Source organism: Streptomyces sp. NBC_00984 (genome assembly GCF_045162475.1).
Lineage (GTDB): Bacteria > Actinomycetota > Actinomycetes > Streptomycetales > Streptomycetaceae > Streptomyces.
On sequence record NZ_CP108734.1, the window covers coordinates 7,112,432 to 7,137,991 of the forward strand.

A 25,560-nucleotide genomic window follows, 5' to 3' on the forward strand; every position below is an offset into this window, starting at 1 on the left:
GGTTGCGGACGCCCCCGTCCGCAACCGTGTCCGGGAGGAACAGCGATGAAGGCCCACGACGGCATGTACATCGACGGGGCCTGGCGGCCCGCCGCGGGAAGGGACACGATCGCGGTCGTGAACCCGGCGGACGAACAGGTCATCGCCGAGGTCCCGGCCGGCGGGGCGGAGGACGTCGACGCCGCGGTCCGGGCCGCCCGCGCCGCGCTCCCCGCCTGGGCGGCCACCGCGCCCGCCGAGCGCATCGCCGCCCTGCGTGACGTACTCGTCGCCCGCAAGGACGAGATCGCCGGGACCGTCACCGCCGAACTCGGCGCGCCGCTGCCCTTCTCGCAGGCGGTGCACGCGGGCGTACCGGTCCTGGTGGCAGGCTCGTACGCCGAGCTCGCCGCCTCGTACGCCTTCGAGGAGAAGGTCGGCAACTCCACCGTGTACGCCGAGCCGGTCGGCGTCGTCGGCGCGATCACTCCGTGGAACTACCCGCTGCACCAGATCGTCGCCAAGGTCGCCCCCGCGCTCGCGGCGGGGTGCACGGTCGTCCTCAAGCCCGCCGAGGACACCCCGCTGACCGCCCAGCTCTTCGCCGAGGCCGTCCATGAAGCGGGCGTCCCCGCAGGCGTGTTCAACCTCGTCACCGGGCTCGGCCCGGTCGCCGGACAGGCCCTGGCCGAGCACGACGGCGTCGACCTGGTCTCGTTCACCGGCTCCACCGCCGTCGGCAAGCAGATCGGCGCCACGGCCGGCGCGGCCGTCAAGCGCGTCGCCCTCGAACTGGGCGGCAAGTCCGCCAACGTCATCCTGCCGAGCGCGGACCTGGCCAAGGCCGTCGGCGTCGGCGTCGCGAACGTCATGGGCAACTCCGGCCAGACGTGCAGCGCCTGGACCCGGATGCTGGTGCACACCTCGCAGTACGACGAGGCGGTCGCGCTCGCCGCGGAGGCGGCCGCCAAGTACGGCGACCGCATCGGCCCCCTCGTCAACGCCAAGCAGCGCGCGCGGGTGCGCGGTTACATCGAGAAGGGCGTGGCGGAGGGCGCCCGCCTCGTCGCGGGCGGCCCCGAAGCCCCGCGCGAGCAGGGCTACTTCGTCAGCCCCACCGTGTTCGCCGATGTCACCCCGGAGATGGCCATCGCCCAGGAGGAGATCTTCGGCCCCGTCGTCTCGCTCATCCGCTACGAGGACGAGGACGACGCCCTGCGCATCGCCAACGGCACCGTGTACGGCCTCGCGGGCGCGGTCTGGGCGGGCGACGACGCGGAGGCGGTGGCGTTCGCCCGGCGGATGGACACCGGGCAGGTCGACATCAACGGCGGCCGGTTCAACCCGCTCGCCCCGTTCGGCGGCTACAAGCAGTCCGGTGTGGGCCGCGAGCTCGGTTCCCACGGGCTCGCGGAGTACCTCCAGACCAAGTCCCTGCAGTTCTGACCGTTCCGCGTCCCTGCGGTTCCGGCCTTTCCGCCCCGCCCGTTTCCCCTGCTGCCGACCCTCAAGGAGCCTGTTCGTGGTCCGCGCCGCCGTACTGCCAGCCGTCGGAGCTCCCCTGGAGATCACCGACATCGAACTCCCGGAGCCCGGCCCCGGCCGGGTGAGGGTCGCCCTCGCCGCCGCCGGCGTCTGCCACTCCGACCTCTCGCTGTCCAACGGCACCATGCGGGTGCCCGTCCCCGCCGTCCTCGGCCACGAGGGCGCGGGCACCGTAGTCGCGGTCGGCGAGGGTGTCGGCCATGTGGCGCCGGGCGACGGCGTCGTGCTCAACTGGGCTCCCTCCTGCGGCAGTTGCCATGCCTGCGCGCTGGGTGAGGTCTGGCTGTGCGCGAACGCCCTGAACGGTGCGGGCGCCGTCCACGCCCGGCGCGCGGACGACGGCGGCGAACTGCACCCCGGTCTCAACGTCGCCGCGTTCGCCGAGGAGACGGTGGTCCCCGCGGGCTGCGTCCTGCCCGTTCCGGGCGGCATCCCGCTCACCGACGCCGCTCTCCTGGGCTGTGCGGTCCTCACCGGATACGGCGCCGTGCACCACTCGGCGCGGCTGCGCGAGGGCGAGACGGTGGCCGTGTTCGGTGCCGGGGGAGTGGGCCTGGCCGCGCTCCAGGCCGCCCGTATCGCCGGTGCCTCGCGCATCGTCGCGGTCGACGTCTCCCCGCAGAAGGAGGAACTGGCCCGCCGGGCGGGCGCCACCGACTACGTGGTCGCCTCGGAGAACACCGCCCGTGAGATCCGGGCCCTCACGGGCAAGCAGGGGGTGGACGCCGCCATCGAGTGCGTGGGCCGCGCCGTCACCATCCGCACCGCCTGGGAGTCGACCCGCCGCGGCGGCCGGACCACGGTCGTCGGCATCGGCGGCAAGGACCAGCAGGTCACCTTCAACGCCCTGGAGCTCTTCCACTGGGGACGTACCCTCTCCGGCTGCGTCTACGGCAACTCCGACCCGGCGCGGGACCTGCCCGTGCTGGCCGGACATGTCCGGGAGGGGCGGCTCGACCTGGGTGCCCTGGTGACGGAGCGCATCACCCTCGACGGTATCCCGGCGGCGTTCGACAACATGATCGCCGGCAAGGGCGGGCGCGCCCTGGTGGTCTTCTAGGGCGTGTCAGACCCCGCGAGACAGACGGGACTTCTCAAACACGCCCTAGGATCAATACCGGTGACTTTGTTGGTGGTGGGTCGTTGGGTGTGGTGTGCCAAGGCCTGGACAGGTGAAGTCGTCGGGTGAGCGGTTGTCGGACCGGATCGCTCTGGGTGTGCTGACGCGGGTGTTCCCGCCCGAGTTGGTGGATGAGGTGGTTGTTGGGTGTGGGCGTCTGGAACAGCGGTCGCGGCTGTTGCCGGCCCGGGTGGTGGTCTATTTCGTGCTCGCGATGTGTCTGTTCTCCGGGCAGGGCTATGAGGAGGTGGCCCGGCTGCTGACGCAGGGGCTGGAGCGGGTGCGGCGGTGGGAGAAACCGTGGCGGGTGCCGACGACAGCGGCGATCGGCCGGGCCCGTCGGCGGTTGGGGCCGGAGCCGTTGAAGGTGCTGTTCGCGCGAGTGTGCCGGCCGGTGGCCGCCCCGGATACTGCTGGTGCCTGGTATCGGCGGTGGCGTCTGGTTGCGGTGGACGGCACGGTCTTCGATGTGCCGGACACCGGGGCGAACAGCGCTTTCTTCGGCCGTCCCGGCTCGGGCAGGGGACAGCAGCGCAGTGCCTACCCGCAGGTGAGGGTTGCTGCGCTGGTGGAGTGCGGGACACACGCGGTGTTCGCCGCGGCGACCGGCCCGCTGTCGGTTCATGAACAGCAGTTGATTCCCGGCCTGCTGGGCCGGCTCGAGCCGGGAATGCTGCTGATGGCCGACCGCGGCATCACCGGCTTCGAGCTGTGGCGGGCCGCCTCGGGCACGGGCGCGGACCTGTTGTGGCGCGTCCGGAAGAACATCGTGCTCCCGGTCCTCGAAGCCTTCGACGACGGCTCCTACCTGTCCGAGATCGTTGCGGCAGGCGACCGCAAGCGCCGGGATCCGGTCCGGGTCCGCGTCATCGAGTACACCCTCGGCCGTGACGACGACACGGTCTACCGGCTGATCACGACCATCTGCAACCCGCAGGAGGCCCCTGCGGCCGACCTGGCGGGCCTCTACCATCAGCGCTGGGAGATCGAGAACACCCTGGACGAGATCAAGACCCATCAGGGCGGACAGCGCCTCGTCCTGCGCTCCCAGTACCCCGATGGCGTCGAGCAGGAAATCTACGGTTTCCTTCTTGTCCACCACGCACTCCGGGACGTCATGCACCACACCGCTCACCAAGCCGGCCTCGACCCCGACAGGCTGTCCTTCACCCGCACCCTTCGCATCGCTCGCCGCCACGTCACCGACCAGGCGGCACTTTCCCCCCTCACGACTCAGTCGAGCCCTGACTCACACCATCCGTGAGCTGCTGGAACGACTCCTGCCACCCCGCAGGCAACGCTCCAACCCCCGTGTCATCAAACGCAAGATGGCCAACTGGCACCTCAAACACACCCACCACCGCAACCCACCCCGACCACCCGCAGCAGCAATCACACTCATCCCGCCCACCAAACCCGCCAGCAGACGCCAGAAGAACACCTAAATCACCGGTATTGGCCCTAGGATCCGTCCGGAAGCGACCCCGGCCGCTCCTGGAAGCGGCCGGGGGTTTCGCCGTGGGCAGCGCGACGTTCCGCGTCGTCCACGGCCGTCCGGTCCGGCTCACGGGCCGGATTCCGCCGTGTCGCGCCGGTCCGCGGACGCGTCCGGGAGACCGCCACCCCGGCCAGGCAGAGCAGCCCCCCGCCGACGGTGAGCGGCGCGGGCACCTCGTCCAGCAGCAGCCAGGACATCAGCACCACCAGCGCCGGGACCGCGTACGTGGTGGCGCCCATCCGTCCCGCCGTGGTCCTGGCGAGCGCGTAGGCCCAGGTGGTGAAGGCCAGCGCGGTCGGGAAGAGGCCCAGATAGACCATGTTCAGGGTGGCGGACAGCGGTGCGTCGGCGGCGTCGGAGATCAGCGCACCGGAGAACGGCAGGCAGGCGACGGTGCCGACCAGGCAGCCGAAGGTGGTGATCTGCAGCGCGGAGCCGTGCCGCAGGGCGGGCTTCTGGCGCACCACCCCGGTCGCGTACGCCACGGCGGCCAGCAGGCACAGCAGTACGCCGAGCACCGACGCGCCGCCGTCACCGGACATCGAGAGCCCCACCACCGCGGCGCCCGCGAACGACACGGCCATGCCCGCCAGCAGCCTGCGGGGCAGCACCTCGCCCAGCACCCGGGCCCCGAGCAGCGCCATCAGCAGGGGGCCGATGTTCACCACCATCGCGGCCGTGCCCGCGTCGACCTGCTGCTCACCCCAGTTCAGCACCACCATGTACAGGCCGAACCAGAGCAGCCCGGACCAGACGATCCCCGGCCAGGCGGCTCGCGGAGGCAGCCCCTCGCGCCGCACCACCAGAAGCGTGCCGAGCGCCAGGGAACCCGCGAGCAGCCGGCCGAGGGCGAGCGCACCGGGGGAGTAGGCGTCGCCGGCGCTGCGGATGGAGACGAAGGCGGAGGCCCACAGCAGCACGGTGGTACCGGCCGCGGCGGCGGCCCGCCAGTCGCGGTGCGGAGCGGGCGGACCGGCGGGGGAGGAGGTCGGGGTCGTCATGGCCACGACCGTAGGGCCGCGACCGTTCGGCCCCTACCGAATTGTTGCCGGCTCGATGCCGAGGTGTTCGTACAGCGCACGCTCCCCGTCCGGGGTGGCCTTCACCGCACGTCCTGAACCGATCCGTACGCACCACCCGGTGTCCAGCGCGTGGCGGCACAGCGCGGCGCCCGCGACCCCGGCCAGGTGCGGCCTGCGCTCCGTCCAGTCCAGACAGCTCCGTACGAGAGGACGCCGCGAACCGGTGTCCAGGCCGATGCCCCGCTCGCCGAACCAGCGCAGGCCCGCATCGGTGAGCGCGAAGCCGGTGTTCTGCTCCAGCAGTCCCCGTACGGTCATGGCGTCGGCGATCGCGATGCCGATCCGCCCCGCGAGATGGTCGTAGCAGGTCCGGCCGCGGGCCATCGCGCTGCCCGCGTTCACCGCGCTCAGGGTGCGCGGCCGCTCCGGCACGGCGCCGGGGACGACCTGGGCCGCCAGGTCCTCGACGAGATGCGCGGTCCGTTCGTCGGCCAGCCGCAGATAGCGGTGGCGGCCCTGCCGCTCCTCGGCCAGCAGCCCGCCCGCGACGAGCTTGCCGAGGTGTTCGCTGGCGGTCGACGGTGCCACGGAGGCGTATCTGGCCAGCTCGCCGGCGGTCCAGGCGCGGCCGTCGAGCAGGGCCAGGCAGAAGGCCGCGCGGGTCTCGTCGGCGAGGAGCGCGGCCAGGGCGGCGAGCCGGGGCGCGGCCGGGTCGGGGTGTGCCATGCGTGCCATGTGAACCAGGATGCGTCAGGAACGCTTCGGTGCGGGCCGAACCGTTCCGGCCGGCGCCAGCAGCTCGTACTGGACCGAGAGGCCGTCGACCAGGGCCCGCAGCCCGGTCTCGAAGGCCCCCTCGTCGACCTTCTGGCGGCGCTCGGCCAGCAGATGGGCCTGGCCGAGGTGCGGGTAGTCGGCGGGGTCGTACGCCGTCTCGTCGTCGACGAAGCCGCGGGCGAAGGAGCCCAGTGCCGAACCGGTGATGAAGTACCGCATCAGGGCCCCGATGTACGTCGCCTGGGCGGGCGGCCAGCCGGCCCTGACCATCGCGCCGAACACCGCGTCGGCGACCCGGAGACCGGCCGGCCGGCGGCCCGGACCCTGGGCGAGCACCGGAACGATGTGCGGGTGCTCGGTGAGCGCCGCACGATAGGAGACGGCCCAGTCGTGCAGGGCGGTGCGCCAGTCGCGGGGGTCCGACTCGTCGAACATCGACAGATCGACCTGTGCGGACACGGCGTCCGCGACCGCGTCCAGGATCTCGTCCTTGTTGCGGAAGTGGTTGTAGAGCGAGGGTCCGCTGACCCCGAGTCCGGCCGCGAGCCGACGGGTGGACACGGCGTCGAGCCCCTCGGAGTCCACGAGTGCGCTCGCCGCCTCGACGATGCGGTCTCTGCTCAGGAGGGGCTTGCGCGGTCGGGCCATGCGGCACATAGTAGGGCCTGCAAGCGAAAAACTAGCAGTGCTAATTAAAAGTGGAGTCGAAGGATGAACCTGGAGCTCAGCGAGGAGCAGGAAGCCGTCCGGCGGCTCGCCAAGGACTTCGTCGCCCGTGAGATCGCCCCGCACGTCGTGGAGTGGGACCGGGCCGAGAACGTCGACAAGTCGATCGTGAAGAAGCTGGGTTCCGTCGGCTTCCTCGGGCTGACCGTCCCCGAGGAGTACGGCGGCTCGGGCGGCGACCACCTCGCGTACTGCCTGGTCACCGAGGAGCTGGGCCGCGGCGACTCCTCGGTCCGCGGCATCGTCTCCGTCTCCCTCGGGCTCGTCGCCAAGACCATCGCCGCCTGGGGCGACGAGGAGCAGAAGCGGCATTGGCTGCCGAGGCTCGCCGCGGGCGAGGCGATCGGCTGCTTCGGCCTCACGGAGCCCGGCACCGGCTCGGACGCCGGAAACCTGACGACGAGGGCCGTCCGGGACGGTGATTACTACGTCATCAACGGCAGCAAGATGTTCATCACCAACGGCACCTGGGCCGACGTGGTGCTGCTCTTCGCCCGCACCGACGACACCCCCGGCCACAGGGGCATATCCGCCTTCCTGGTCCCCACCGACACCGCCGGTCTCGGTCGCCGCACCATCCACGGCAAGCTCGGCCTGCGCGGCCAGGCCACCGCCGAGGTGATCCTGGAGGACGTCCGGGTGCCCGCGTCGGCGCTCATCGGCCCGGAGGGCAAGGGCTTCTCCATCGCCATGTCCGCCCTGGCCAAGGGGCGGATGTCGGTCGCGGCCGGCTGTGTCGGCATCGCGCAGGCCGCCCTCGACGCCGCCGTGGGCTACGCGGGCGAGCGCGAGCAGTTCGGCAAGTCCATCGCGAGCCACCAGCTCGTCCAGGAGCTCATCAGCGACATCTCCGTGGACGTCGACGCGGCCCGGCTGCTGACCTGGCGGGTGGCGGACCTCGTCGACCGCGGCGAGGACTTCGCCACCGCCGCCTCCAAGGCGAAGCTCTTCGCCTCCGAGGCCGCCGTCCGCGCCGCCAGCAACGCGCTCCAGGTCTTCGGTGGCTACGGCTACATCGACGAGTACCCGGTCGGCAAACTGCTGCGCGACGCCCGGGTGATGACGCTGTACGAGGGCACCAGCCAGATCCAGAAGCTGATCATCGGCCGCGCGCTGACCGGGGTCTCCGCCTTCTGACCCGTACCGCCGTTCGAACGGGCGTCTGAGTACCGGCTGAGTACGGGAACGGATGTGGCGCACGCCACGTCGGCCGATGCTGGGCGCCATGAGTGAGACAGCAACGGTCAAGCAGCAGGGCACCGCGGCCTTCTACGGCCAGGCCGTCGCCTCCTTCGGGGTGGCGATCGGTGCGGTGGCTCTCGGTATCTACTTCCTCGACGCCGACGCCTGGGTCCGCGGATTCCTCGCGATCGGCGTCCTCTACCTCGTCACCTCCTGCTTCACCCTGGCCAAGGTCATCCGCGACCGCCAGGAGGCGGGGCGGATCGTCAGCCGGGTCGACCAGGCCCGGCTGGAGAAGATCCTCGCCGAGCACGACCCCTTCCAGAAGCTCTGACGGTCCCGCCGGACGAACCCTAAGCGCTTGCTCAGGTTCGGGGTATGGTGTTCGTCCTGCTGACGAGAGGGGCGAGTGACGATGAGCACGGCGGAGGAGACCGACGGCGACAGCGCGCCGTGGGCCGAGGTGACGCCCGAGGCGGCCAGGCGGCTGCTCGTCGCCGCCGTCGACGCCTTCGCCGAGCGCGGGTACCACGCCACCACCACCCGCGACATCGCGGGCCGGGCGGGGATGAGCCCCGCCGCGCTCTACATCCACTACAAGACGAAGGAAGAGCTGCTCCACCGGATCAGCAGGATCGGCCACGACCGTGCCCTGTTCGTCCTGGAGGCGGCCGCCGACGGCGGAGGTACGGCGGCCGAGCGGCTGGCCGAGGCCGTACGGTGCTTCGTCCGCTGGCACGCCGAGCGGCACACCACCGCCCGCGTGGTCCAGTACGAACTCGACGCCCTCGGCGAGGAGCACCGCGCCGAGATCGTCGAGCTGCGCCGCAGGAGCGACGCGGTGGTGCGCCGGATCATCAGCGAGGGCGTCCGGGCGGGGGAGTTCGACGTCCCCGACATCCCGGGCACCACGCTCGCGGTGCTCTCGCTCTGCATCGACGTGGCGCGCTGGTTCAACGCGCAGGGCAGCCGGACGCCGGACGAGGTCGGCGAGCTCTACGCCGACCTCGTGCTGCGCATGGTCGCGGCGGAACGTCAGAAGTAGCGGTACGCCAGGAGTCGCGGAACGCCGGAAGCGGCGGTGCGTCGGTAGTCGCGGCAGGCCGGAAACGGCGGTACGTCAGAAGTAGTAGCGCGACACCGACTCGGCCACGCACACCGGCTTGTCGCCGCCCTCGCGCTCGACCGTGACGACGGCGGTGACCTGCACCCCGCCCCCGGCCTCCTCGACGCTCCTCAGGACGGCCGAGGCGCGCAGCCGTGAGCCCACGGGCACGGTGGACGGGAAACGGACCTTGTTCGTCCCGTAGTTGATGCCCATCTTCATGCCCTCGACCCGCATGATCTGCGGTACGAGCGCCGGCAGCAGTGAGAGCGTGAGATAGCCGTGCGCGATCGTCGTGCCGAACGGCCCCGTGGCGGCCCGCTCCGGGTCCACATGGATCCACTGGTGGTCACCGGTGGCCTCGGCGAAGAGGTCGATCCGCTTCTGGTCCACCTCCAGCCAGTCGCTGTGCCCCAGCTGCTCGCCCACCCCGTCGCGCAGCTCCTGCGCGGACGTGAAGATTCTCGGCTCTGTCATGTCCCTGGTCCCTGCCCTTCCAGCTCCAGTCCATCCTTCAGCGCGCTGCCTAAGCGCTTGCTCAGCATGGTTGGCGGGTGCGTTCCTGTCAACGACGGACCGGCCGGAGGCGGGCCAGTAGGGTTGGAGGGGTGCCCCAGATCCCACAGACACTCCATGAGCTCACGGTCGGGCAGCTCTCCGCGCGCAGCGGTGCGGCGGTTTCGGCCCTGCACTTCTACGAGGCCAAGGGCCTGATCAGCAGCCGCCGCACCAGCGGCAACCAGCGCCGCTACAGCAGGGACGCGCTGCGCCGGGTCGCGTTCGTCCGTGCGGCGCAGCGGGTCGGCATCCCGCTCGCCACCATCCGGGACGCCCTCGCCGAACTTCCCGAGGAGCGCACCCCGAACCGCGAGGACTGGGCGCGGCTCTCCGCGGCCTGGCGCTCCGAACTGGACGACCGCATCGAGCGGTTGGGGCGGCTGCGGGACCATCTCACCGACTGCATCGGCTGCGGCTGTCTGTCCTTGGAGAACTGCGTGCTCTCCAACCCGAACGATGTCTCCGGTCAGCGGATCAGCGGCTCGCGTCTGATGCCGGAGCGTCCGCCGGCCGAGGGCCCGTAGCTCCGGTCGGAAGCATGTTCGTGCCGGGCCCAACCCTGTTGCTCATGCGCACTCGGGCAGGTGATCAAGGGGGCAATGACGGCGGGCGTGGACGACGGATACAGCGGGCGGCCGGAACAGGGGCCGTGGACGTCGGGGAGGGCCGGACGATCGGCGAGGGCTCGGACGACGACCTCGCCGGCCACTGCCGTGCCGACGGCCGCGAGGTCCGCCGCTACGGGCTCGACCACCACGCCACGCTCGGCGGACGACCGGCCTCGACGCTCGACGTCCAGTGCTACGACCGGGGCGACAAGGCCGCGGGAATCCTCAGCCGCGGTCTCCGGATCGAGGTCGTCACCGAGGGCTCCGAGGTCGAGTACTCCGTCCACGTCCGGGTGCGGGGCCCCGAGAAGGAGGTCTCGGGGGACACCCCGGTGCGTTCTACGAGAAGGACGTCGCCGGGCTACGGATTCCGGACATCCCGGGGACCCGGTCCCGACATGAGGGGCTCCCGGCCCGCCCGCCCGGGTGCCGGGCGGGCGCGGGCACGCCGGAACGGTTCGACGCCCGTCACGCCACCGATGCCAGATCCCGCCGAGGTGTGCTCCGGGCCTTCGCCAGCGCCCGCGGGGTGAGCACCGGCTGCGGCACCACGATCCCGCACCCCGTGCAGACCGGCCCCGACCACGGCTCGCACTCCAGATCCTGCCGCCAGCGGATCGCGGTGCCCGCGCACACCGGGCAGACCGTGCCGGGCTCCGACTCCAGCGCCGTGATCAGCCGCCGCAGGACCTCGGCGAGCGGCGCCGACGGGTGCACTGCCGGGTCCTCGCACCGCGCGACCCCGTAGCCGCCCCAGGTGCGCCGGTGCCAGTCGTCGAACGCGCCGGGCCGGCGCAGCCCGTCGCGCTTCTCCCGCCTGCGGCGCTCGGCGAACCCCGCCTCGTAGCCGAGCCAGACCGCCCGCGCCGCCTCCAGCTCGTCCAGCGCGCGCATCAGCCGCGCCGGATCGGGGGACCGGTCCTCGGGCCCGATCCTGTGCCGGGCGCACAGATGGTCCCAGGTCGCCCGATGTCCGTAAGGGGCGAACCTCTCCAGGCACTTGCGCAGCGAATACCGCCGCAGTGCCAGGTCGCTCCGCGGATCGCGGACCTGTCTCGCAAGACTTCGGAATCCCGCCACCGCACCGTCACCTCCGTCGCTCGTACTTCGGCGTCAAGGAATGGACGTACGGCTGCCCCGTTCGGATCCCACGAAGACTGATGTTGTCCGGAATTCGGCGCGAGCCGCCGGCGCGGCGCCGCAGCGGACGGCGGCATGTGACGATTCGGAAAAGGTGACGGTTGCTCACCTTACCGGCGAGTCATACCGCCAGTAACCTCCGGCGCATCGGCCTCTCGGAGGAGCACGCATGCCCCCACGCACCGTCAAGTTCAGAGCCGCCACCGTCGCGGCGGTTCTCGCCCTCGGCACCACCCTGCTGGCGGCCTCGCCGCAGGCCGGCGCCGCGGCAGCGGAACCCGCCCCCGTCACCGACTACTGCCAGGGGCAGTGCGACGACATCCTGCCGCCCGGCGAGAACGGCAACGCCACCCTCGTCGACATCCTCGGCAACAAGGCGTTCGGTACGCACCCCGCGCACAGCGACGACCAACTCGACCGCTACAACGGCCTGGTGGCCGGACAGTCGGGTCTCACCGACCAGAAGCTGACCGACTTCTTCAACGACGCCTCCTTCGGCGTGTCCAAGGACCAGGTCGAGTCCGTCACCTCGCCGCGCGACGACGTCACCATCACCCGCGACAAGGCGTCCGGTGTCCCGCACATCAAGGGCACCACCCGGTACGGCACCGAGTTCGGCGCCGGATTCGCCGCCGGGCAGGACCGGCTCTGGCTGATGGACCTCTTCCGGCACATCGGACGCGGCGAACTGACCTCGTTCGCCGGCGGCGCCCTCGCCAACCAGGGCCTGGAGCAGCAGTTCTGGCCGCAGGCCCCGTACACCGAGGCAGATCTCGAAGCCCAGGTCGAGTACATCAGGACCCACGAGGGCGCCCGCGGCGAACAGGCCATGGCGGATGCCCAGGCGTACGTCGACGGCATCAACGCCTACCGCGAGAAGTCCAAGAACGGCCGCTACTTCCCGGGCGAGTACGTCCTCACCGGCAAGATCGACGCCATCACCAACGTCGGCGAGATCCAGCCGTTCAAGCTGACCGACCTGATCTCCGTCGCCTCGGTCGTCGGCGGCCAGTTCGGCGGCGGCGGTGGCGGCGAGGTGCAGGCGGCGCTCTCGCTGCTGGCCGCCCAGCAGAAGTACGGCGTCGCCGAAGGCACCAAGGTCTGGGAGTCGTTCCGCCAGCGCGAGGACCCCGAGGCCGTGCTGACGATCCACGACGGCACCTCGTTCCCGTACGCGGGTAAGCCCGCCAAGGCACGCGGCACCGCGCTGCCCGACGCCGGGTCCGTCACCGCCGACCCCCTCATATACGACCGGACCGGCTCCGCGGGCACCGACCGGAAGGCCCCGGTCAAGGCCCCGGCCACGCTCAAGAAGGCCCAGGGCATCTACGACGACGGCGTGATCCCCGAGGGTTCGCTGCCCGGCTCCGGCTCCGGCGCCCAGAAGCGCGGCATGTCCAACGCCCTGCTGGTCTCCGGCAAGCACACCGCGAGCGGAAACCCCATCGCCGTGTTCGGACCGCAGACCGGCTACTTCGCCCCGCAGCTGATGATGCTCCAGGAACTCCAGGGGCCGGGCATCAGCGCCCGCGGCGTCTCCTTCGCCGGCGTCGGCATGTACATCCAGATGGGCCGCGGCCAGGACTACGCCTGGAGCGCCACCTCGGCAGGCCAGGACATCACCGACACCTACGCCGTCGACCTGTGCGAGCCCGACGGCTCCACACCGACCCGGGACTCCACGCACTACCTCTACCGCGGCACCTGCACCGCGATGGAGACGCTGGAGCGCACCAACTCCTGGAACCCGACCGTCGCCGACTCCACGGCGAAGGGCTCCTACCGGATGCAGGTGCGGCGCACGAACTACGGCATCGTCACCCACCGCGCCACCGTGGGCGGCAAGCCCGTCGCGTACACCTCGCTGCGCTCCACCTACCGCCACGAGGCCGATTCGATCATCGGCTTCCAGATGCTCAACGATCCGTCGTACGTCAAGGACGCCGCCTCCTTCCAGCAGGCGGCGAGCCATATCGACTACGCCTTCAACTGGTTCTACGCCGACTCCCGCACCGCCGCCTACTACAACAGCGGCATGAACCCGGTGCGCGCGACGGGCGTCGACCCGGCGCTGCCGGTGCGGGCCGAGCGGGACTACGAGTGGCAGGCGTACGAGCCGGCCGCCAACACCGCCGCGTACACCCCGTTCGCCGAGCACCCGCACTCCAGCGGGCAGGACTACTACATCTCCTGGAACAACAAGCAGGCCAAGGGGTACGCCGCCGCGGGCTTCGGCCTCAGTGCCGTGCACCGGGGCGATCTGCTGGACGACCGGGTGTCGGAGCTGGTCGAGGAGGGCGGGGTGACGCGTGCGTCCCTCACCCGGGCCATGGCCCAGGCCGCGGTCACCGATCTGCGCGGCGAGCAGCTGCTGCCCGAACTGCTGAAGGTGATCCGCTCCCGGCCGGTGACCGATCCCGAACTGAACGGTGGCGTACAGCAGTTGGAGTCCTGGCGGGCGGCGGGATCGCAGCGCAGGGAGAGCAGCCCCGGTTCGCACGCGTACACCCATGCCGACGCGGTGCGGATCATGGACGCGTGGTGGCCGAAGCTGGTCGAGGCCGAGTTCAGGCCGGGGCTCGGCGACGGCCTGTACGGAGCGCTGACCGCCAACCTCGCCACCGACGAATCCCCGGCGGCGAGCCACGGGCCGAGCGGGGCGCACAGCGGATCCGCGTTCCAGTACGGCTGGTGGGGCTTCGTGGACAAGGACCTGCGCCAGGTCCTGGGGCAGCAGGTCAAGGGGCCGCTGGCCAGGACGTACTGCGGCAACGGCGATCCGGACAGCTGCCGTGACGCACTGCTCGCGTCCCTGAAGCAGGCCGCGGCCCGGCCCGCGACGGAGGTCTATCCGGGGGACGACAGCTGCAAGGCGGGCGAGCAGTGGTGCTCCGACTCGATCGTCCACCGGCCGCTCGGCGGGATCGCCCAGAAGTCCATCCACTGGCAGAACCGCCCGACGTACCAGCAGGTGGTGGAGTTCCCCGCCCACCGGTAGGGGGTTGACCTGCAGTGCCGGGCGGGTCCGAATTCCTCGGGCCCGCCCGGCGCCGTCTCACCGGTACTGGAGATACCGCTTCCGTACGGCCCGGAACGCGGCGAGATCCTGCGCCCAGGCCCCCACCACCTCATCCGTGTCCGCCCCCGCGTCGATCATCGTGCGGACCCGGGTGTTGCCGGTGAGCTTGTCGATCCAGTTGTCCGAGCGCCAGGCGAAGCCGCTCCAGGTCCGCTTCGCCGTCACCAGCAGCGCGATGCCCGTGCGTACCGGATCGAAGACCTCGCGGTCCTGGACGTGCAGTTGCACACCGCCGACCGTCTTCCCCTGGAACTTGGAGAACGTCGGCGCGAAGTACGCCTCGCGGAACGCGACCCCGGGCAGGTCCAGCGCGTTCGCCGCCGCCGCCCACCGGTGGTCGATGCCCTCCGCGCCGAGCAGTTCGAACGGCCGGGTCGTGCCGCGCCCCTCGGAGAGGTTCGTACCCTCGAACAGGCAGGTCCCCGAGTAGACCAGCGCCGTGTCGGGCGTCGGCATGTTGGGGCTCGGCGGTACCCACGGCAGCCCGGTCGCGTCGAAGAAGTCCGAGCGCTTCCACCCGGACATCTTCACGATGCGCAGGTCCACCGGCCGCTCGGCCAGGAACCGGGCGTTGAAGAGCAGCGCCAGCTCGGTGACTGTCATGCCGTGCGCCTGCGCGATCTCCCGGCGGCCCACGAACGTGCCGAACGCCGGGTCGAGCACCGGGCCGAGCGCGGCCCGCCCGGTCACCGGGTTCGGCCGGTCCAGGACGACGAACCGCTTCCCCGCGAGGGCCGCCGCCTCCATGCAGTCGTACAGCGTCCAGATGTACGTGTAGAAGCGGGCGCCCGCGTCCTGGATGTCGAAGACGACCGTGTCCACGCCGGACGCCGTGAAGACATCGGCGAGCGGCTGCCCGCTCTTCAAGTACGTGTCGTAGACCGGGAGTCCGGTCGCCGGGTCGTCGTACCGCCCCTCCGAACCGCCCGCCTGCGCGGTGCCGCGGAAGCCGTGCTCGGGACCGAAGACGGCGATCAGGTCCACCCGCTCGTCCGGGTGCATCACATCGACGATGTGGCGCACGTCGGAGGTGATCCCGGTCGGGTTGGTGACGACCCCGACCTTCTGGCCCTTCAGCAGCGCGTAGCCGTCCGCCGCCAGCCGGTCGAAGCCGGTGCTGACCCGGCCGTGCCCCTTGCCCGGAGCGGGTGCGGCGCTCGCGGCCCCGGCCCCGGCGGCCGTCGCCGCGAGGGCTCCCACCGCACCACCGGCGGCCAGCAAACCACGTCTGGACAGGCTCATTCGGCTACCTCCATGATCGCGACGTCTGTCATGGTCACGCACGCTAGCGCGCGTTCAGGCCATACGGAATGAGCCGGACGGGACGGTTGTGACAGGACTGCCGCCGGAGCGGAGTCCGCCTCTTCCGCTCCGGCATACCGACTGGTTAGTCTGCCAGTGCAGTCGGCTGAGAGAGGCGGGACCCGATGAGTGCGGTGCAGGGCGCGGGCGTGGTGGTCACAGGGGCCGGAGGCGGCATCGGAGCCGCGCTGGCCCGCCGGTTCGCCGCGGAGGGTGCGCGGGTCGTGGTCAACGACCTCGACGAGGCGAGGATCAAGGCACTGGCCGAGGAGACCGGCGGCATTGCCGTCGCCGGTGACGCCTCGCAGATCGTGGACGCCGCCAGGGACGCGCTCGACGGCACCGTCGATGTCTACTGCGCCAACGCCGGCCTCGCCTCGCCCGGCGACGTCTTCGCCGACGAGGAGGTCTGGGCCGCGGCCTGGGACGTCAATGTGATGGCCCACGTCCGCGCGGCCAGGGCGCTGCTGCCCCACTGGCTGGAGCGCGGCAGCGGACGCTTCGTCTCGACCGCCTCCGCCGCCGGACTGCTGACGATGATCGGCGCCGCGCCGTACAGCGTCACCAAGCACGGCGTCGTCGCCTTCGCCGAATGGCTCTCGCTCACCTACCGCCACCGCGGCATCAAGGTCCACGCGATCTGCCCCCAGGGCGTGCGTACGGACATGCTCACCGCCGCCGGATCGGCCGGGGAGCTCGTCCTCGCCCCCAGCGCCATCGAGCCCGAGGCGGTCGCGGACGCGCTCTTCGACGCCATGGCCGAGGACCGCTTCCTCGTCCTGCCGCACCCCGAGGTCGCCGGGTACTACCGGGCCCGCGCCAAGGACACCGACCACTGGCTCGGCAGCATGAACCACCTCCAGCAGAAATGGGAGGAGACCGGCGCATGACCGAGTCGATCTACGCGGCCAAGCCGTGGATCCCCCTGCTCAGCGAGGCCCAGCGGGCCCCCGTCAGCCCGGCCCCCAGCCTCGTCCACGCCTTCCGGGACTCCGCCGCCCGCAGCCCCGGGCATCCCGCGCTCGCCTACTTCGACGGACGCCTGAGCTACCGCGAGACGGACGCGCTCTCCGACTCGGTGGCCGGCCACCTCGCCGCCGAGGGCCTGGAGCGCGGCGACCGCGTCGCGATCATGCTGCAGAACACCCCGCAGTTCGTGCTCGCGCTGCTCGGCGCCTGGAAGGCCGGCGCCACGGTCGTCCCGCTCAATCCGATGTACAGGTCCGGCGAGGTCGGCCACGTACTGAAGGACGCCGAGGTCACCGCGCTGATCTGCGCGGACCGGGCCTGGGAGGCGTATCTGCGGGACACCGCGGCCGGCGCCCCGACGGTACGGATCGCCCTCACCACCAGTGAGCTCGACCTCCAGACGCAGAACGACGAACGGGTACTCGGCTTGGACCGGCTGCCCGTGCCCGAGGACGCCGACGACCTGGTCGCCGTCGCCCGGCGGGGCACCAGGGCTCCCGAAGGGCGCGAACCCACCGCCGCCGACGTGGCGTTGATCAGCTACACCTCCGGGACCAGCGGCACCCCCAAGGGCGCCATGAACTCCCACGGCAACATCATGATCAACGCCGAGCGCCAGCGGACCGGGCACCCCGTCCCCGAGGGCTCCTCCTACTTCGCGCTCGCCCCGCTCTTCCACATCACCGGCATGGTGTGCCAACTGGCCGCCTGCCTCACCAACGCGGGCACCCTCGTCCTCGCGTACCGCTTCCACCCCGGCGTCGTCCTCGAAGCCTTCGCCGAACACCGCCCCGCCTACACCGTCGGCCCGTCCACCGCCTTCATGGCGCTGGCCGCCCACCCCGACGCCACCCCCGGGCACTTCGCCTCCTTCCGGGTGATTTCCTCGGGCGGCGCACCGCTGCCGCCCGCTCTGGTCGAGAAGTTCCGGGCGGGCTTCGGCCCGTACATCCGCAACGGCTACGGCCTCACCGAGTGCACCGCCCCCTGCGCCTCCGTACCGCCGGAGCGCGAGGCCCCGGTCGACCCGGTCTCCGGGACCCTGTCCGTCGGTGTCCCCGGCCCCGACACGGTGGTCAGGATCCTCGACGAGAACGGCGAGGAGGTGCCCTTCGGCGAGCAGGGCGAGATCGCGGTCCGGGGCCCGCAGGTGGTCTCCGGCTACTGGCGGCTGCCCGAGGCCACCGCCGCCGCCTTCCCGGAGGGCGAACTGCGCACCGGCGACATCGGCTTCATGGACAGCGCGGGCTGGCTCTATGTCGTCGACCGCAAGAAGGACATGATCAACGCCTCCGGCTTCAAGGTCTGGCCGCGTGAGGTGGAGGACGTCCTCTACACCCACCCGGCGGTCCGGGAGGCGGCCGTCGTCGGTGTCCCCGACGCCTACCGGGGCGAGACCGTACGCGCCTACGTGAGCCTGCGGCCCGGCGCCTCGGCCGGACCCGAAGAACTGGGTGCGTACTGCAAGGAACGGCTTGCCGCGTACAAGTACCCGCGCGAGGTCGAGATCCTGACCGAACTCCCGAAGACGGCGAGTGGGAAGATCCTCAGGCGGGAACTGCGTTCCCCTCGATGACCGATTCATGCGGAAGGCAGGTGGCGGCAATGGCCAAGGCGACGGACGGGGACACGGCTCCCGTCCCTCAGCGGCTGCTGGCCGCCGCCACCCGGCTCTTCGCCGAGCAGGGCTACGACCGCACCTCGGTCCAGGAGATCGTCGAGGCGGCGGGCGTCACCAAGGGCGCGCTCTACCACTACTTCGGCTCCAAGGAGGACCTCCTCCAGGAGGTCTACGCCCGGGTGCTCCGCCTCCAGCAGGAGCGCCTCGACGCCTTCGCCGGCGCCGACGCGCCCGTCGAGCAGCGGCTGCGCGACGCCGCGGCGGACGTGGTCGTCACGACCATCGAGAATCTCGACGACGCCTCGATCTTCTTCCGGTCCATGCACCACCTGAGCCCGGAGAAGAACAAGCAGGTCCGGGTGGAGCGGCGCCGCTACCACGAGCGCTTCCGGGCCCTGGTGGAGGAGGGCCAGCGGAGCGGGGTGTTCTCCACGGCCACCCCGGCGGACCTGATCGTCGACTACCACTTCGGTTCGGTGCACCACCTGTCCACCTGGTACCGGCCCGACGGCCCGCTCAGCCAGCAGGAGGTCGCCGACCACCTGGCCGACCTGCTGCTGCGCGCCCTGCGTCCCTAGGGCGTGTTTGAGAAGGAGCGTTTCCGCCGCCGGGTTGCGGAGCTTGGGGCCGCCCGTGCGGACCGAGCCGGGTTCGCGGGGCCCGGACGCCCGCCCGGCGAGGACCACGGTCCGGCCGGGCTCCGGCCGGCGGATGCTCGGACACGGCAGCCCCGCGTCCTCGCCGATCCGCCGCGGCACGATCGCCACCGCGTCCCGGGCCGCCTCCGTCCCGGCGAGCACCGACCGGGCCGCGGGCAGCAGTGCCCGGCCCGCCCCGGTGAGGATCACCCGCCGGCCGGTCCGGTCGAACAGATCGGCCCCCAGATCCCGTTCTAGGTTGCGCACGGAGGTGCTCAGCGCGGACTGCACGATCAGCTCGGCGCGGGCGGCGGCGGTGAAACCGCCGTGCGTGACGACCGCCATGAAGTGGCGGAGTTGGCGTAGCTCCGTCCATCCACGCTGTCGATCGCAGCCGGCCAAACCATCTGTTGGACCGATCACGGGTGCGGGCCGAAGCTGGAGGTATGACTCACATCCAGCCGTCCGCGCACGTCCCCGCACTCTGGACCGCGGCGTACGGCCCCCACCACGCGCCGGCCGTACGCTACGCCGCCCGGTGCCTGCTGCGGGTGAGGGCCTTCGTACGCGATCTGGCGCTGGCGGACCACGTGGGTTCCGGCGGCTACTGAGGCGGCCGCCGAGAGGGAGCGAAGGCCCGAAACCCGTTGGTGTGGCCGGAGAGCGCCCGGTTAGCATCCGACGATGCGGACGCCGGTCGACGAACAGTTCCACGCCCTGGGCCGACTGATCGGGCACGAGGACCCCGGGCAGCGTCATCTGGGGCTGGTCCGGCTGACCGAGCGCGTCACCGAGTGCCCCCCGTCCGACGACGGGGAGATGGACGCACTCGCCGGGCTGCTGCCCGCATCGCTGACCGGACTGCCGGAGGCCGATCTCCTCCTGGCCGGGCTCTACGAGCGACTCGGCCACCGCCTGAGGGGCCGCCCCCGGCCGACGTGGCGCACGGCCGGGCAACTGCCGGTCCGGGTACGGATCGCCTGGCTGCGCGCCGATGTGCTCCACGATCCCGAGGTGCTCCGCGACGAGGCCCCGGGCGAGCTCCTGTACCAGGCCGTGCGGGGGGCGGTCATCACCGGTACGCACCGGCCGGCGCGGCTCGTGGACGAGCTGGCGGGCAGCGGCGATCCGGTGCTTCAGGCCGAGGCGCTGCGGTTGGCCCGGGAGGGGCTGCACGCCGGACTGCTGGCCCCGGCGCTGGTCCGGGAGGACCTGATCGGTCTGCTGGGAGCCGGCAGCGCCCCGGTCGTCGCAGGTGCGCTGGGCGGACTCGCCGAACCGTGGGCGGCGACGGACCCGCTGCCGCCCGGCCTCCTCGCTCCGTTCATCTCCGCCGATCCGGTACGGGGCTTCTCCGCCGATCCGGTACGGGCGAGGCCCGGGGAACCGGCGGAGGGTTCGGTGCGGGAACAGGCCGGGGGACCGGCGGAGGACGCCGTGCGGGAATGGCCCGCGGTGGCCGATGCCGCCCTCGCGGCCGCCGCGCGCCACGGCCACCGGGACCTGCTGCGCCACGTCGTCGGCGACCCCGGCCTTCCGCCGGGCCTTCGTCGGCGCGGGATGGAACTGCTCGGCGAGCTGGCGGACCGCGACGACATCGGCGAGTTGACGGCCGTCGCCGCCCGCGATCCCCTGCTGCTCGGCGGCCCGGCCGTGGCCTGCCTGCGCGGTCTCCACCGGCGCGGGCACTTCCCGGACGGTCCCCACGTCTCCGCCGTCATCGGCCTGGCCCTGTCCGATCACTCGATCCCGCCCCGCGACGTGGCGACGATCCTCTTCACCTCCCGGAAGGAAACGCTCCGGGTACTGACGGACGCACCGGCCGACGATCCGGGCTGGCCGCGACGGCTCGCCCTGCTGGTCGCGCTGGCCGGGCAGGGAGCCGGCGATCTCCCGATCGGGGACGCCGTCGCGCACGTACTGCCCTCCGCCCCCGCACCCGGGCCGTTCCTCGACGCGATCCGCGAACTGCGCCACGGGGATGCCGAGGAGGCCGTGATCGCCCTGCTGCCCTCGGTGCCGGCCGCGGCCCTGGACGCGCTGGAGGCGATCGGCGGCGACCGGACGGTACTGGCCCTGCGCGAAGGGCTGGGCCTCACCACGGACGGGACAGCGCCCCATCTGCGCGCCGTACGCAACCGCGCCCTCGAACTGCTGTGGCAGCTGAACCGCGATCCGGCGCAGCGCCGAGCCCTTCTCGTACGGCTCGACCCCGTCGATCTGCCGCCGCGCATCGCGGCCGACCTCGGCGGACCGGACGAGCGGGAACTGGCCCTGCTGAGTTCCCACCTTGACCCGGACGCGCCGGTGGCGGCGCTGTGCCGGCTGGCGGCCCACGGCAACGCTGGCACCCTCCCGGTCATCGCCGACCTGCTGCTGCGCATCGTGGCCGAGCAGGCCGCGTCGAGGAGCCCGGACGCGGCGCCCCGGACAGGGGAGCACGGACAGCCGGCCGGTGAGCCCGCGGTGCCGCAGGAGGTTCTGGACGCCGTGAGCGCCCTGGGCCGCCGACTCCACGGACGGGGCGCGATCCGTCCCGTCTGCCTGCTCGGCACCACGGACGCCCGGGAGGCCGGGCACGCACTGGTCGCGACCGTGGCGCTGGACCTGCTGGACCGCCCCGGACTGTCCGACGACGAGCAGGTGGTCCTGCTCGAACTGCTGCTCAGGGCCCCTTGGACGGGCACCCGCGCGCGGGTGCACCGACTGCTGCGCCACCGCGACCGGCACGTGCGCAAGCACGTCATCGCCCTGCTCGCCCGCGACGCCACGGGTGAGGACGCCCAGGCGCTCTCGGCCACGCTGATCGCGCTGACGAGGGCCCAGGACGTCCAGACGGTCCGACAGGCGCTGCTCGCACTGGGCCATGGCCGGGCCCACTGGGCGAGCGCCGCGATCTCCGCATGTCTCGACCATCCGAACATGAACATCAGGAAGACGGCGGCCGACGCGCTGGTCCGGGCGGGCACACCGGTGGCGCTCCCGAAGCTCCTCTTCCGGCTCGGGCGCGACAGCAACCCCGGACTGCGCGCCACACTCGTCGCGGCCCTGCGTGCCGTCCTGGGCGACGCCTATGCGGCCACCCTCGTCGCCGCCGCCGAACACAGCCGGGACGACGGCACCCGCCAACTGCTGCTGGAGGGCCTCCACGGCGTCCTCGCCGCACGCTCGGTCCTCGCGCTGGACGACCAGGAGTCACCGGTGGCGGTCACCCTGCTCACCCTGGTGGCGTCCCGCCGGGTCGGACTGGCCTCCGGCACGGTGAAGGATCTGGCGATACCCATGGCCAGGCACGGGATCACCGCACCGGCCGCCGGAGACCCGTCATCGGTGGCCGGCGAGGCGGACCGCGACATCAGGGCGCTGCTGGCCGGGGGCTGGGATCCCGCGGTCGCGCTGCGCGTCGTCGAGCGGGACGAGCCGCTCGGCCCCGGCCGGTCGGAACAGCTGCGGCCGATGCTGGCCGACTGGCTCCGGCTGGCGGGCTCCCGTCCGGAGTTCCGGAGCAAGGCGCTCGGGAGCAAGGAGCCCCAGGACAAGGAGCCCCAGGGCAAGGAGCCCCGGAACCAGGCGCCCCGGAACCATGAGCCCCGGAACACGGCGCCCTGGAGCAAGGCGCTCCGGAACAAGGTGGTGCGGTTCGCGCTGCGGCTCTGCGCCGAGCCCCGGGGCGACGTGGAGCTCACGGCGTTCGCCCGGTCCGCCCCGCTCCTGCTGGACGCGCTCGCCGACGCCCGGGACGAGGACCGGCACGACCTGATCGCCGTACTCGAAGCGGTCGCGCCGATGCTGACGGCCACCGGAAAGCCGGCCGCCGTCGCCGCGGTACGGGCCCTGCGCCCCGCGCCGGCGACGCCGAGCCGGTCCACGCTGACACTGCTGCGCCGCCTCGGCGCCGTACCGGTCCGCGCCGACCTCGACCGGGCCCTCGCGGGCGCCCGGCTCGGCGCCGACCCCTGGCGGGCCGAAGCCGCCGTGCTCCGGGAGGCCTTCGCCGTACCGGAGAGCGCCGACGGGCCCCTGCCCGCCGGGACCCGGGCCTGGCGGGTCGCGCTGGACGACGCGGTCCGTACACCGGGCGCACTGGAGGAGTTCCGCCGACGGGACGACGGCGCCATCCCCTCGCGGGACCGGCTGACCGCGCTGATCGAGGCCCACCGGGGCGCCGACCCCGGGGTCCGGGCCGCGCTCATCGACTGGATGACGCTGCTCCAGCCCATCGACGCGCCGCCCTGGACCATCGCCGAGACCGCCCACGCGCCGGCGTCACCACCGCGACGGGTGCGCGTCGACGACCTGGACCAGCCGCGTTCGGCGGCCCTGCGGGAGCGGCTGCTGGCCATGCTGGGGTCGGCCGAGGAGGACCGCAGGCAGACCGCGGCCCAGGTGCTGGCGCGGTGGCCCGAGCCGGAGGCCCGCCTGGCGGTGCTGCGCGCGTACCTCCACGGCCGGGTCGGGCTGCCCGCCGGCGTCGACCCGGCCCACGCACTGGGCGCCGTCGACGAGACGGAACTCCGGGGCGACGGGATCCTGCGCGACAGGGTGGCGCGTGCGGCCGCCGGGCTCGACCCGTGGGAACTGGAACGGCTGGTCCCGCTGCTGCTGGAGTGGTGGGAACAGGCGCCGCCCGCCCTGGGCCGGGCCGTCGGCGACGCGTTGCGCGCGTACCCCGCCGACGCGCTGGCCGGGGCACTGGGCGACCGCCTCGACGCCGGGGCCTGGGGCTTCCTGGATCTGCTCGTCGGCCGCCCGCTGCTGCGCACCCCGGCGCTGACGCGGACCTGCCGACGCCTGCGTACCGAAGGGCGCGACGAACTCGCCGACCGGCTCCTGCTCGTGGAAGGACCGCTGCGCGGCCCGGACGCCGGGCGGCAGGACGCGGCGGCGCTGGCGGTGCTCCGCGACCGTGGTGCGGCCGTACCCGCCGGAACCGGGCACCGCCCGACCCGGCAGGAACTGCTCGACCTGGCCGGAACCGGCACGCCGGAGCAGATCTGCCGGGCGCTCACGGAACTGGCCGGGGCGCACACCGGCCCGGAGCCGGACCAGGACCGGCAACTCCTCGATCTGCTCGGCGAGTTGATCACGCATCCCCGGGCCAAGGTCCGGCTGCGCGCCCATCGGGCCTCCCGGGTGATGCTCGGCCGGCCGACCCATCTGCGCCACACCGAACTCCTGCTGGACGACCCCCGGCCGGACGTGGTGCGCATGGCGATCCGGACGCTCTGCCGGGCGGGCTGGGAGCCGGCGATTCCCGCGGTGACGGGGCTGCTCGGGCACCCGCACGCCGTCGTGCGCGAGGCGGCGGCCGAGGGGCTGGTCGAGCTGGGCGGGGCGGCGGTCCCGGCCCTCCGCAACGCCGCCGCCCACGCCCGGCCCGACCGGCGCTCCCTGTACACGGAGGTACTGGACCGGATCAGGGCCGCTGAACACTGAGAGGGGACCCGCAGTCCCTGGCCGGCCCCCGGGCCACCGTCTACACGTACCGCTTGATCTCCCGCCGGGCCAGCGACCGCTGATGCACCTCGTCCGGGCCGTCCGCCAGCCGCAACGTCCGTGCCGCCGCCCACAGTTCGGCCAGCGGGAAGTCCTGGCTCACCCCGCCCGCGCCGTGCAGCTGCACCGCTCGGTCGAGGATGTCGACCACCGCGCGCGGGGTGGCGATCTTGATGGCCTGGATCTCCGTGTGCGCGCCCCGGTTGCCCACTGTGTCCATCAGCCAGGCCGTCTTCAGCACCAGCAGCCGCAGCTGCTCCACCGTGACCCGCGCGTCCGCGATCCAGTTCTGCACGACGCCCTGCTGGGCGAGCGGCTTGCCGAAGGCCGTACGGGACACCGCCCGCCGGCACATCAGCTCGATGGCCCGCTCGGCCATGCCGATCAGCCGCATGCAGTGGTGGATCCGGCCCGGTCCCAGCCGCGCCTGGGCGATGGCGAAGCCGCCGCCCTCCTCGCCGATCAGATTCTCGGCCGGCACCCGCACATCGGTGAAGACGACTTCCGCGTGACCGCCGTGGTAGTGGTCCTCGTACCCGTACACCTGCATGGCGCGGCGCACTTCGAGGCCGGGGGTGTCGCGGGGGACCAGGATCATCGACTGCTGGCGGCGGATGTCGGGGCCGTCCGGGTCGGTCTTGCCCATCACGATGAAGATCTTGCAGTCCGGGTTCATCGCCCCGGAGATGTACCACTTACGGCCGTTGATGACATAGTCCCCGCCGTCGCGCACGATCCGGGTCTCGATGTTCGTCGCGTCCGACGAGGCCACCTCGGGCTCCGTCATCGCGAACGCCGAGCGGATCTCACCGGCCAGCAGCGGCTCCAGCCACTGCTTCTTCTGCTCGTCCGTGGCGAACTGGTGGAGCACCTCCATGTTCCCGGTGTCGGGAGCCGCGCAGTTGACTGCGGTCGGCGCCAACCGCGGGGACCGGCCGGTGATTTCGGCGAGCGGGGCGTACTGGAGATTGGTCAGCCCGGCCCCGTACCCGGCGTCCGGGAGGAAGAGGTTCCACAGGCCCTGCCTGCGCGCCTCGGCCTTCAGGTCCTCGACGATCCGCGGGGTGTCCCACGGGGAGGCCAGCAGCGCGCGCTGCTCGTCCGCGATCTTCTCGGCCGGGTGGACGTGCTCGTCCATGAAGGCGAGCAGCTTGGCGCGCAGCTCTTCGGTGCGGGCGTCGAATGCGAAGTCCAT

21 protein-coding genes and 1 pseudogene are annotated in these 25,560 nt (G+C 72.4%); 14 read left to right on the top strand and 8 right to left on the bottom strand.

Features of this window, described 5'->3' with window-relative positions:
- The first annotated feature begins 45 nt into the window (after window positions 1-45).
- From OG520_RS31810 to OG520_RS31820, 3 genes are all read left to right on the top strand, one after another.
- Window positions 46-1,425, top strand: coding sequence for an aldehyde dehydrogenase family protein (locus tag OG520_RS31810; protein WP_406016618.1), 1,380 nt, complete (start codon window positions 46-48; stop codon window positions 1,423-1,425).
- Between the two features lie 76 nt (window positions 1,426-1,501).
- A complete protein-coding gene (locus OG520_RS31815) occupies window positions 1,502-2,584 on the top strand; it encodes a Zn-dependent alcohol dehydrogenase (RefSeq protein WP_406015421.1) in 1,083 nt (360 codons plus the stop codon).
- Between the two features lie 94 nt (window positions 2,585-2,678).
- Window positions 2,679-3,908 carry an IS4 family transposase gene (locus tag OG520_RS31820; RefSeq protein WP_406015422.1) on the top strand — a complete coding sequence of 410 codons (1,230 nt, stop codon included), beginning with the start codon at window positions 2,679-2,681 and terminating at the stop codon, window positions 3,906-3,908.
- A gap of 197 nt (window positions 3,909-4,105) precedes the next feature.
- On the opposite strand, the gene OG520_RS31825 is transcribed toward OG520_RS31820, so the two are convergent.
- Genes OG520_RS31825 through OG520_RS31835 form a run of 3 tightly spaced genes read right to left on the bottom strand, consistent with a single transcriptional unit; the run spans window position 4,106 to window position 6,589 of the window.
- Window positions 4,106-5,143: a DMT family transporter gene (locus tag OG520_RS31825; RefSeq protein ID WP_406015423.1), complete on the bottom strand. Its 1,038-nt coding sequence runs from the start codon at window positions 5,141-5,143 to the stop codon at window positions 4,106-4,108.
- 33 nt (window positions 5,144-5,176) lie between these two features.
- Window positions 5,177-5,899, bottom strand: coding sequence for an ArsR/SmtB family transcription factor (locus OG520_RS31830; protein WP_406015424.1), 723 nt, complete (start codon window positions 5,897-5,899; stop codon window positions 5,177-5,179).
- A gap of 15 nt (window positions 5,900-5,914) precedes the next feature.
- Window positions 5,915-6,589, bottom strand: coding sequence for a TetR/AcrR family transcriptional regulator (locus tag OG520_RS31835; RefSeq protein ID WP_266421460.1), 675 nt, complete (start codon window positions 6,587-6,589; stop codon window positions 5,915-5,917).
- A 63-nt stretch (window positions 6,590-6,652) separates the two neighbouring features.
- Here OG520_RS31835 and OG520_RS31840 point away from each other — a divergent pair, with 63 nt between their 5' ends.
- The 3 genes from OG520_RS31840 to OG520_RS31850 all read left to right on the top strand — a co-directional run bounded on the left by OG520_RS31840 (window position 6,653) and on the right by OG520_RS31850 (window position 8,894).
- Complete coding sequence (locus tag OG520_RS31840) at window positions 6,653-7,804, top strand: acyl-CoA dehydrogenase family protein (protein WP_406015425.1); 1,152 nt, start codon at window positions 6,653-6,655, stop codon at window positions 7,802-7,804.
- 88 nt (window positions 7,805-7,892) lie between these two features.
- A complete protein-coding gene (locus OG520_RS31845; RefSeq protein WP_266421465.1) occupies window positions 7,893-8,183 on the top strand; it encodes a YiaA/YiaB family inner membrane protein in 291 nt (96 codons plus the stop codon).
- An 81-nt stretch (window positions 8,184-8,264) separates the two neighbouring features.
- The gene (locus OG520_RS31850; protein ID WP_399330171.1) at window positions 8,265-8,894 is read left to right on the top strand and encodes a TetR/AcrR family transcriptional regulator; all 630 of its coding nucleotides are present in this window, start codon (window positions 8,265-8,267) and stop codon (window positions 8,892-8,894) included.
- Window positions 8,895-8,969: 75 nt separating this feature from the next.
- Here OG520_RS31850 and OG520_RS31855 read toward each other — a convergent pair whose 3' ends face one another.
- The gene (locus OG520_RS31855; protein ID WP_266421469.1) at window positions 8,970-9,431 is read right to left on the bottom strand and encodes a MaoC family dehydratase; all 462 of its coding nucleotides are present in this window, start codon (window positions 9,429-9,431) and stop codon (window positions 8,970-8,972) included.
- A gap of 131 nt (window positions 9,432-9,562) precedes the next feature.
- Here OG520_RS31855 and soxR point away from each other — a divergent pair, with 131 nt between their 5' ends.
- Complete coding sequence (soxR, locus tag OG520_RS31860; RefSeq protein ID WP_406015426.1) at window positions 9,563-10,036, top strand: redox-sensitive transcriptional activator SoxR; 474 nt, start codon at window positions 9,563-9,565, stop codon at window positions 10,034-10,036.
- A 125-nt stretch (window positions 10,037-10,161) separates the two neighbouring features.
- Window positions 10,162-10,653: a hypothetical protein gene (locus OG520_RS31865; RefSeq protein WP_406015427.1), complete on the top strand. Its 492-nt coding sequence runs from the start codon at window positions 10,162-10,164 to the stop codon at window positions 10,651-10,653.
- Here OG520_RS31865 and OG520_RS31870 read toward each other — a convergent pair.
- Complete coding sequence (locus OG520_RS31870; protein ID WP_406015428.1) at window positions 10,589-11,200, bottom strand: hypothetical protein; 612 nt, start codon at window positions 11,198-11,200, stop codon at window positions 10,589-10,591. The genes OG520_RS31865 and OG520_RS31870 overlap by 65 nt on opposite strands.
- Window positions 11,201-11,429: 229 nt before the next feature.
- On the opposite strand from OG520_RS31870, the gene OG520_RS31875 reads away from it, so the two are divergent.
- Entirely contained in the window at window positions 11,430-14,258 is a 2,829-nt protein-coding gene (locus OG520_RS31875; RefSeq protein WP_406015429.1) for a penicillin acylase family protein, read from the top strand.
- A gap of 57 nt (window positions 14,259-14,315) precedes the next feature.
- On the opposite strand, the gene OG520_RS31880 is transcribed toward OG520_RS31875, so the two are convergent.
- Entirely contained in the window at window positions 14,316-15,581 is a 1,266-nt protein-coding gene (locus OG520_RS31880; RefSeq protein ID WP_399330163.1) for an exo-beta-N-acetylmuramidase NamZ domain-containing protein, read from the bottom strand.
- A 185-nt stretch (window positions 15,582-15,766) separates the two neighbouring features.
- On the opposite strand from OG520_RS31880, the gene OG520_RS31885 reads away from it, so the two are divergent.
- The 3 genes from OG520_RS31885 to OG520_RS31895 are packed head-to-tail and all read left to right on the top strand — an operon-like array spanning window position 15,767 to window position 18,809.
- Window positions 15,767-16,531: an SDR family oxidoreductase gene (locus OG520_RS31885; RefSeq protein ID WP_399330161.1), complete on the top strand. Its 765-nt coding sequence runs from the start codon at window positions 15,767-15,769 to the stop codon at window positions 16,529-16,531.
- Window positions 16,528-18,186 carry an AMP-binding protein gene (locus OG520_RS31890; protein WP_399330159.1) on the top strand — a complete coding sequence of 553 codons (1,659 nt, stop codon included), beginning with the start codon at window positions 16,528-16,530 and terminating at the stop codon, window positions 18,184-18,186. Before OG520_RS31885 ends, OG520_RS31890 begins: the two co-directional genes overlap by 4 nt.
- A 29-nt stretch (window positions 18,187-18,215) precedes the next feature.
- Window positions 18,216-18,809 (top strand): TetR/AcrR family transcriptional regulator, encoded by a 594-nt coding sequence (locus tag OG520_RS31895; RefSeq protein ID WP_389974658.1) that lies wholly within the window; start codon window positions 18,216-18,218, stop codon window positions 18,807-18,809.
- A 177-nt stretch (window positions 18,810-18,986) separates the two neighbouring features.
- On the opposite strand, the pseudogene OG520_RS31900 reads toward OG520_RS31895, so the two are convergent.
- Window positions 18,987-19,214: pseudogene (locus OG520_RS31900) on the bottom strand (LysR family transcriptional regulator); the annotation flags it as partial.
- A 101-nt stretch (window positions 19,215-19,315) separates the two neighbouring features.
- Between OG520_RS31900 and OG520_RS31905 the strand changes: the two are divergent.
- Window positions 19,316-19,480: a hypothetical protein gene (locus OG520_RS31905; RefSeq protein WP_406015430.1), complete on the top strand. Its 165-nt coding sequence runs from the start codon at window positions 19,316-19,318 to the stop codon at window positions 19,478-19,480.
- Window positions 19,481-19,553: 73 nt separating this feature from the next.
- A complete protein-coding gene (locus OG520_RS31910) occupies window positions 19,554-24,305 on the top strand; it encodes a HEAT repeat domain-containing protein (protein ID WP_406015431.1) in 4,752 nt (1,583 codons plus the stop codon).
- Between the two features lie 40 nt (window positions 24,306-24,345).
- Here OG520_RS31910 and OG520_RS31915 read toward each other — a convergent pair whose 3' ends face one another.
- Window positions 24,346-25,560, bottom strand: coding sequence for an acyl-CoA dehydrogenase family protein (locus OG520_RS31915; protein ID WP_406015432.1), 1,215 nt, complete (start codon window positions 25,558-25,560; stop codon window positions 24,346-24,348).

What these genes read in the sequence shown, in the direction of transcription:
- OG520_RS31845 (WP_266421465.1), top strand. Translation starts at nt 7,893, where the DNA reads ATGAGTGAGACAGCAACGGTCAAGCAGCAGGGCACCGCGGCCTTCTAC.
- OG520_RS31885 (WP_399330161.1), top strand. Translation starts at nt 15,767, where the DNA reads ATGAGTGCGGTGCAGGGCGCGGGCGTGGTGGTCACAGGGGCCGGAGGC.
- OG520_RS31880 (WP_399330163.1), bottom strand. Translation starts at nt 15,581, where the DNA reads ATGAGCCTGTCCAGACGTGGTTTGCTGGCCGCCGGTGGTGCGGTGGGA.
- OG520_RS31840 (WP_406015425.1), top strand. Translation starts at nt 6,653, where the DNA reads ATGAACCTGGAGCTCAGCGAGGAGCAGGAAGCCGTCCGGCGGCTCGCC.
- OG520_RS31875 (WP_406015429.1), top strand. Translation starts at nt 11,430, where the DNA reads ATGCCCCCACGCACCGTCAAGTTCAGAGCCGCCACCGTCGCGGCGGTT.
- OG520_RS31850 (WP_399330171.1), top strand. Translation starts at nt 8,265, where the DNA reads ATGAGCACGGCGGAGGAGACCGACGGCGACAGCGCGCCGTGGGCCGAG.
- OG520_RS31825 (WP_406015423.1), bottom strand. Translation starts at nt 5,143, where the DNA reads ATGACGACCCCGACCTCCTCCCCCGCCGGTCCGCCCGCTCCGCACCGC.
- OG520_RS31905 (WP_406015430.1), top strand. Translation starts at nt 19,316, where the DNA reads ATGACTCACATCCAGCCGTCCGCGCACGTCCCCGCACTCTGGACCGCG.
- OG520_RS31910 (WP_406015431.1), top strand. Translation starts at nt 19,554, where the DNA reads ATGCGGACGCCGGTCGACGAACAGTTCCACGCCCTGGGCCGACTGATC.
- OG520_RS31830 (WP_406015424.1), bottom strand. Translation starts at nt 5,899, where the DNA reads ATGGCACGCATGGCACACCCCGACCCGGCCGCGCCCCGGCTCGCCGCC.
- OG520_RS31895 (WP_389974658.1), top strand. Translation starts at nt 18,216, where the DNA reads ATGGCCAAGGCGACGGACGGGGACACGGCTCCCGTCCCTCAGCGGCTG.
- OG520_RS31835 (WP_266421460.1), bottom strand. Translation starts at nt 6,589, where the DNA reads ATGGCCCGACCGCGCAAGCCCCTCCTGAGCAGAGACCGCATCGTCGAG.
- OG520_RS31890 (WP_399330159.1), top strand. Translation starts at nt 16,528, where the DNA reads ATGACCGAGTCGATCTACGCGGCCAAGCCGTGGATCCCCCTGCTCAGC.
- OG520_RS31855 (WP_266421469.1), bottom strand. Translation starts at nt 9,431, where the DNA reads ATGACAGAGCCGAGAATCTTCACGTCCGCGCAGGAGCTGCGCGACGGG.
- OG520_RS31915 (WP_406015432.1), bottom strand. Translation starts at nt 25,560, where the DNA reads ATGGACTTCGCATTCGACGCCCGCACCGAAGAGCTGCGCGCCAAGCTG.
- OG520_RS31810 (WP_406016618.1), top strand. Translation starts at nt 46, where the DNA reads ATGAAGGCCCACGACGGCATGTACATCGACGGGGCCTGGCGGCCCGCC.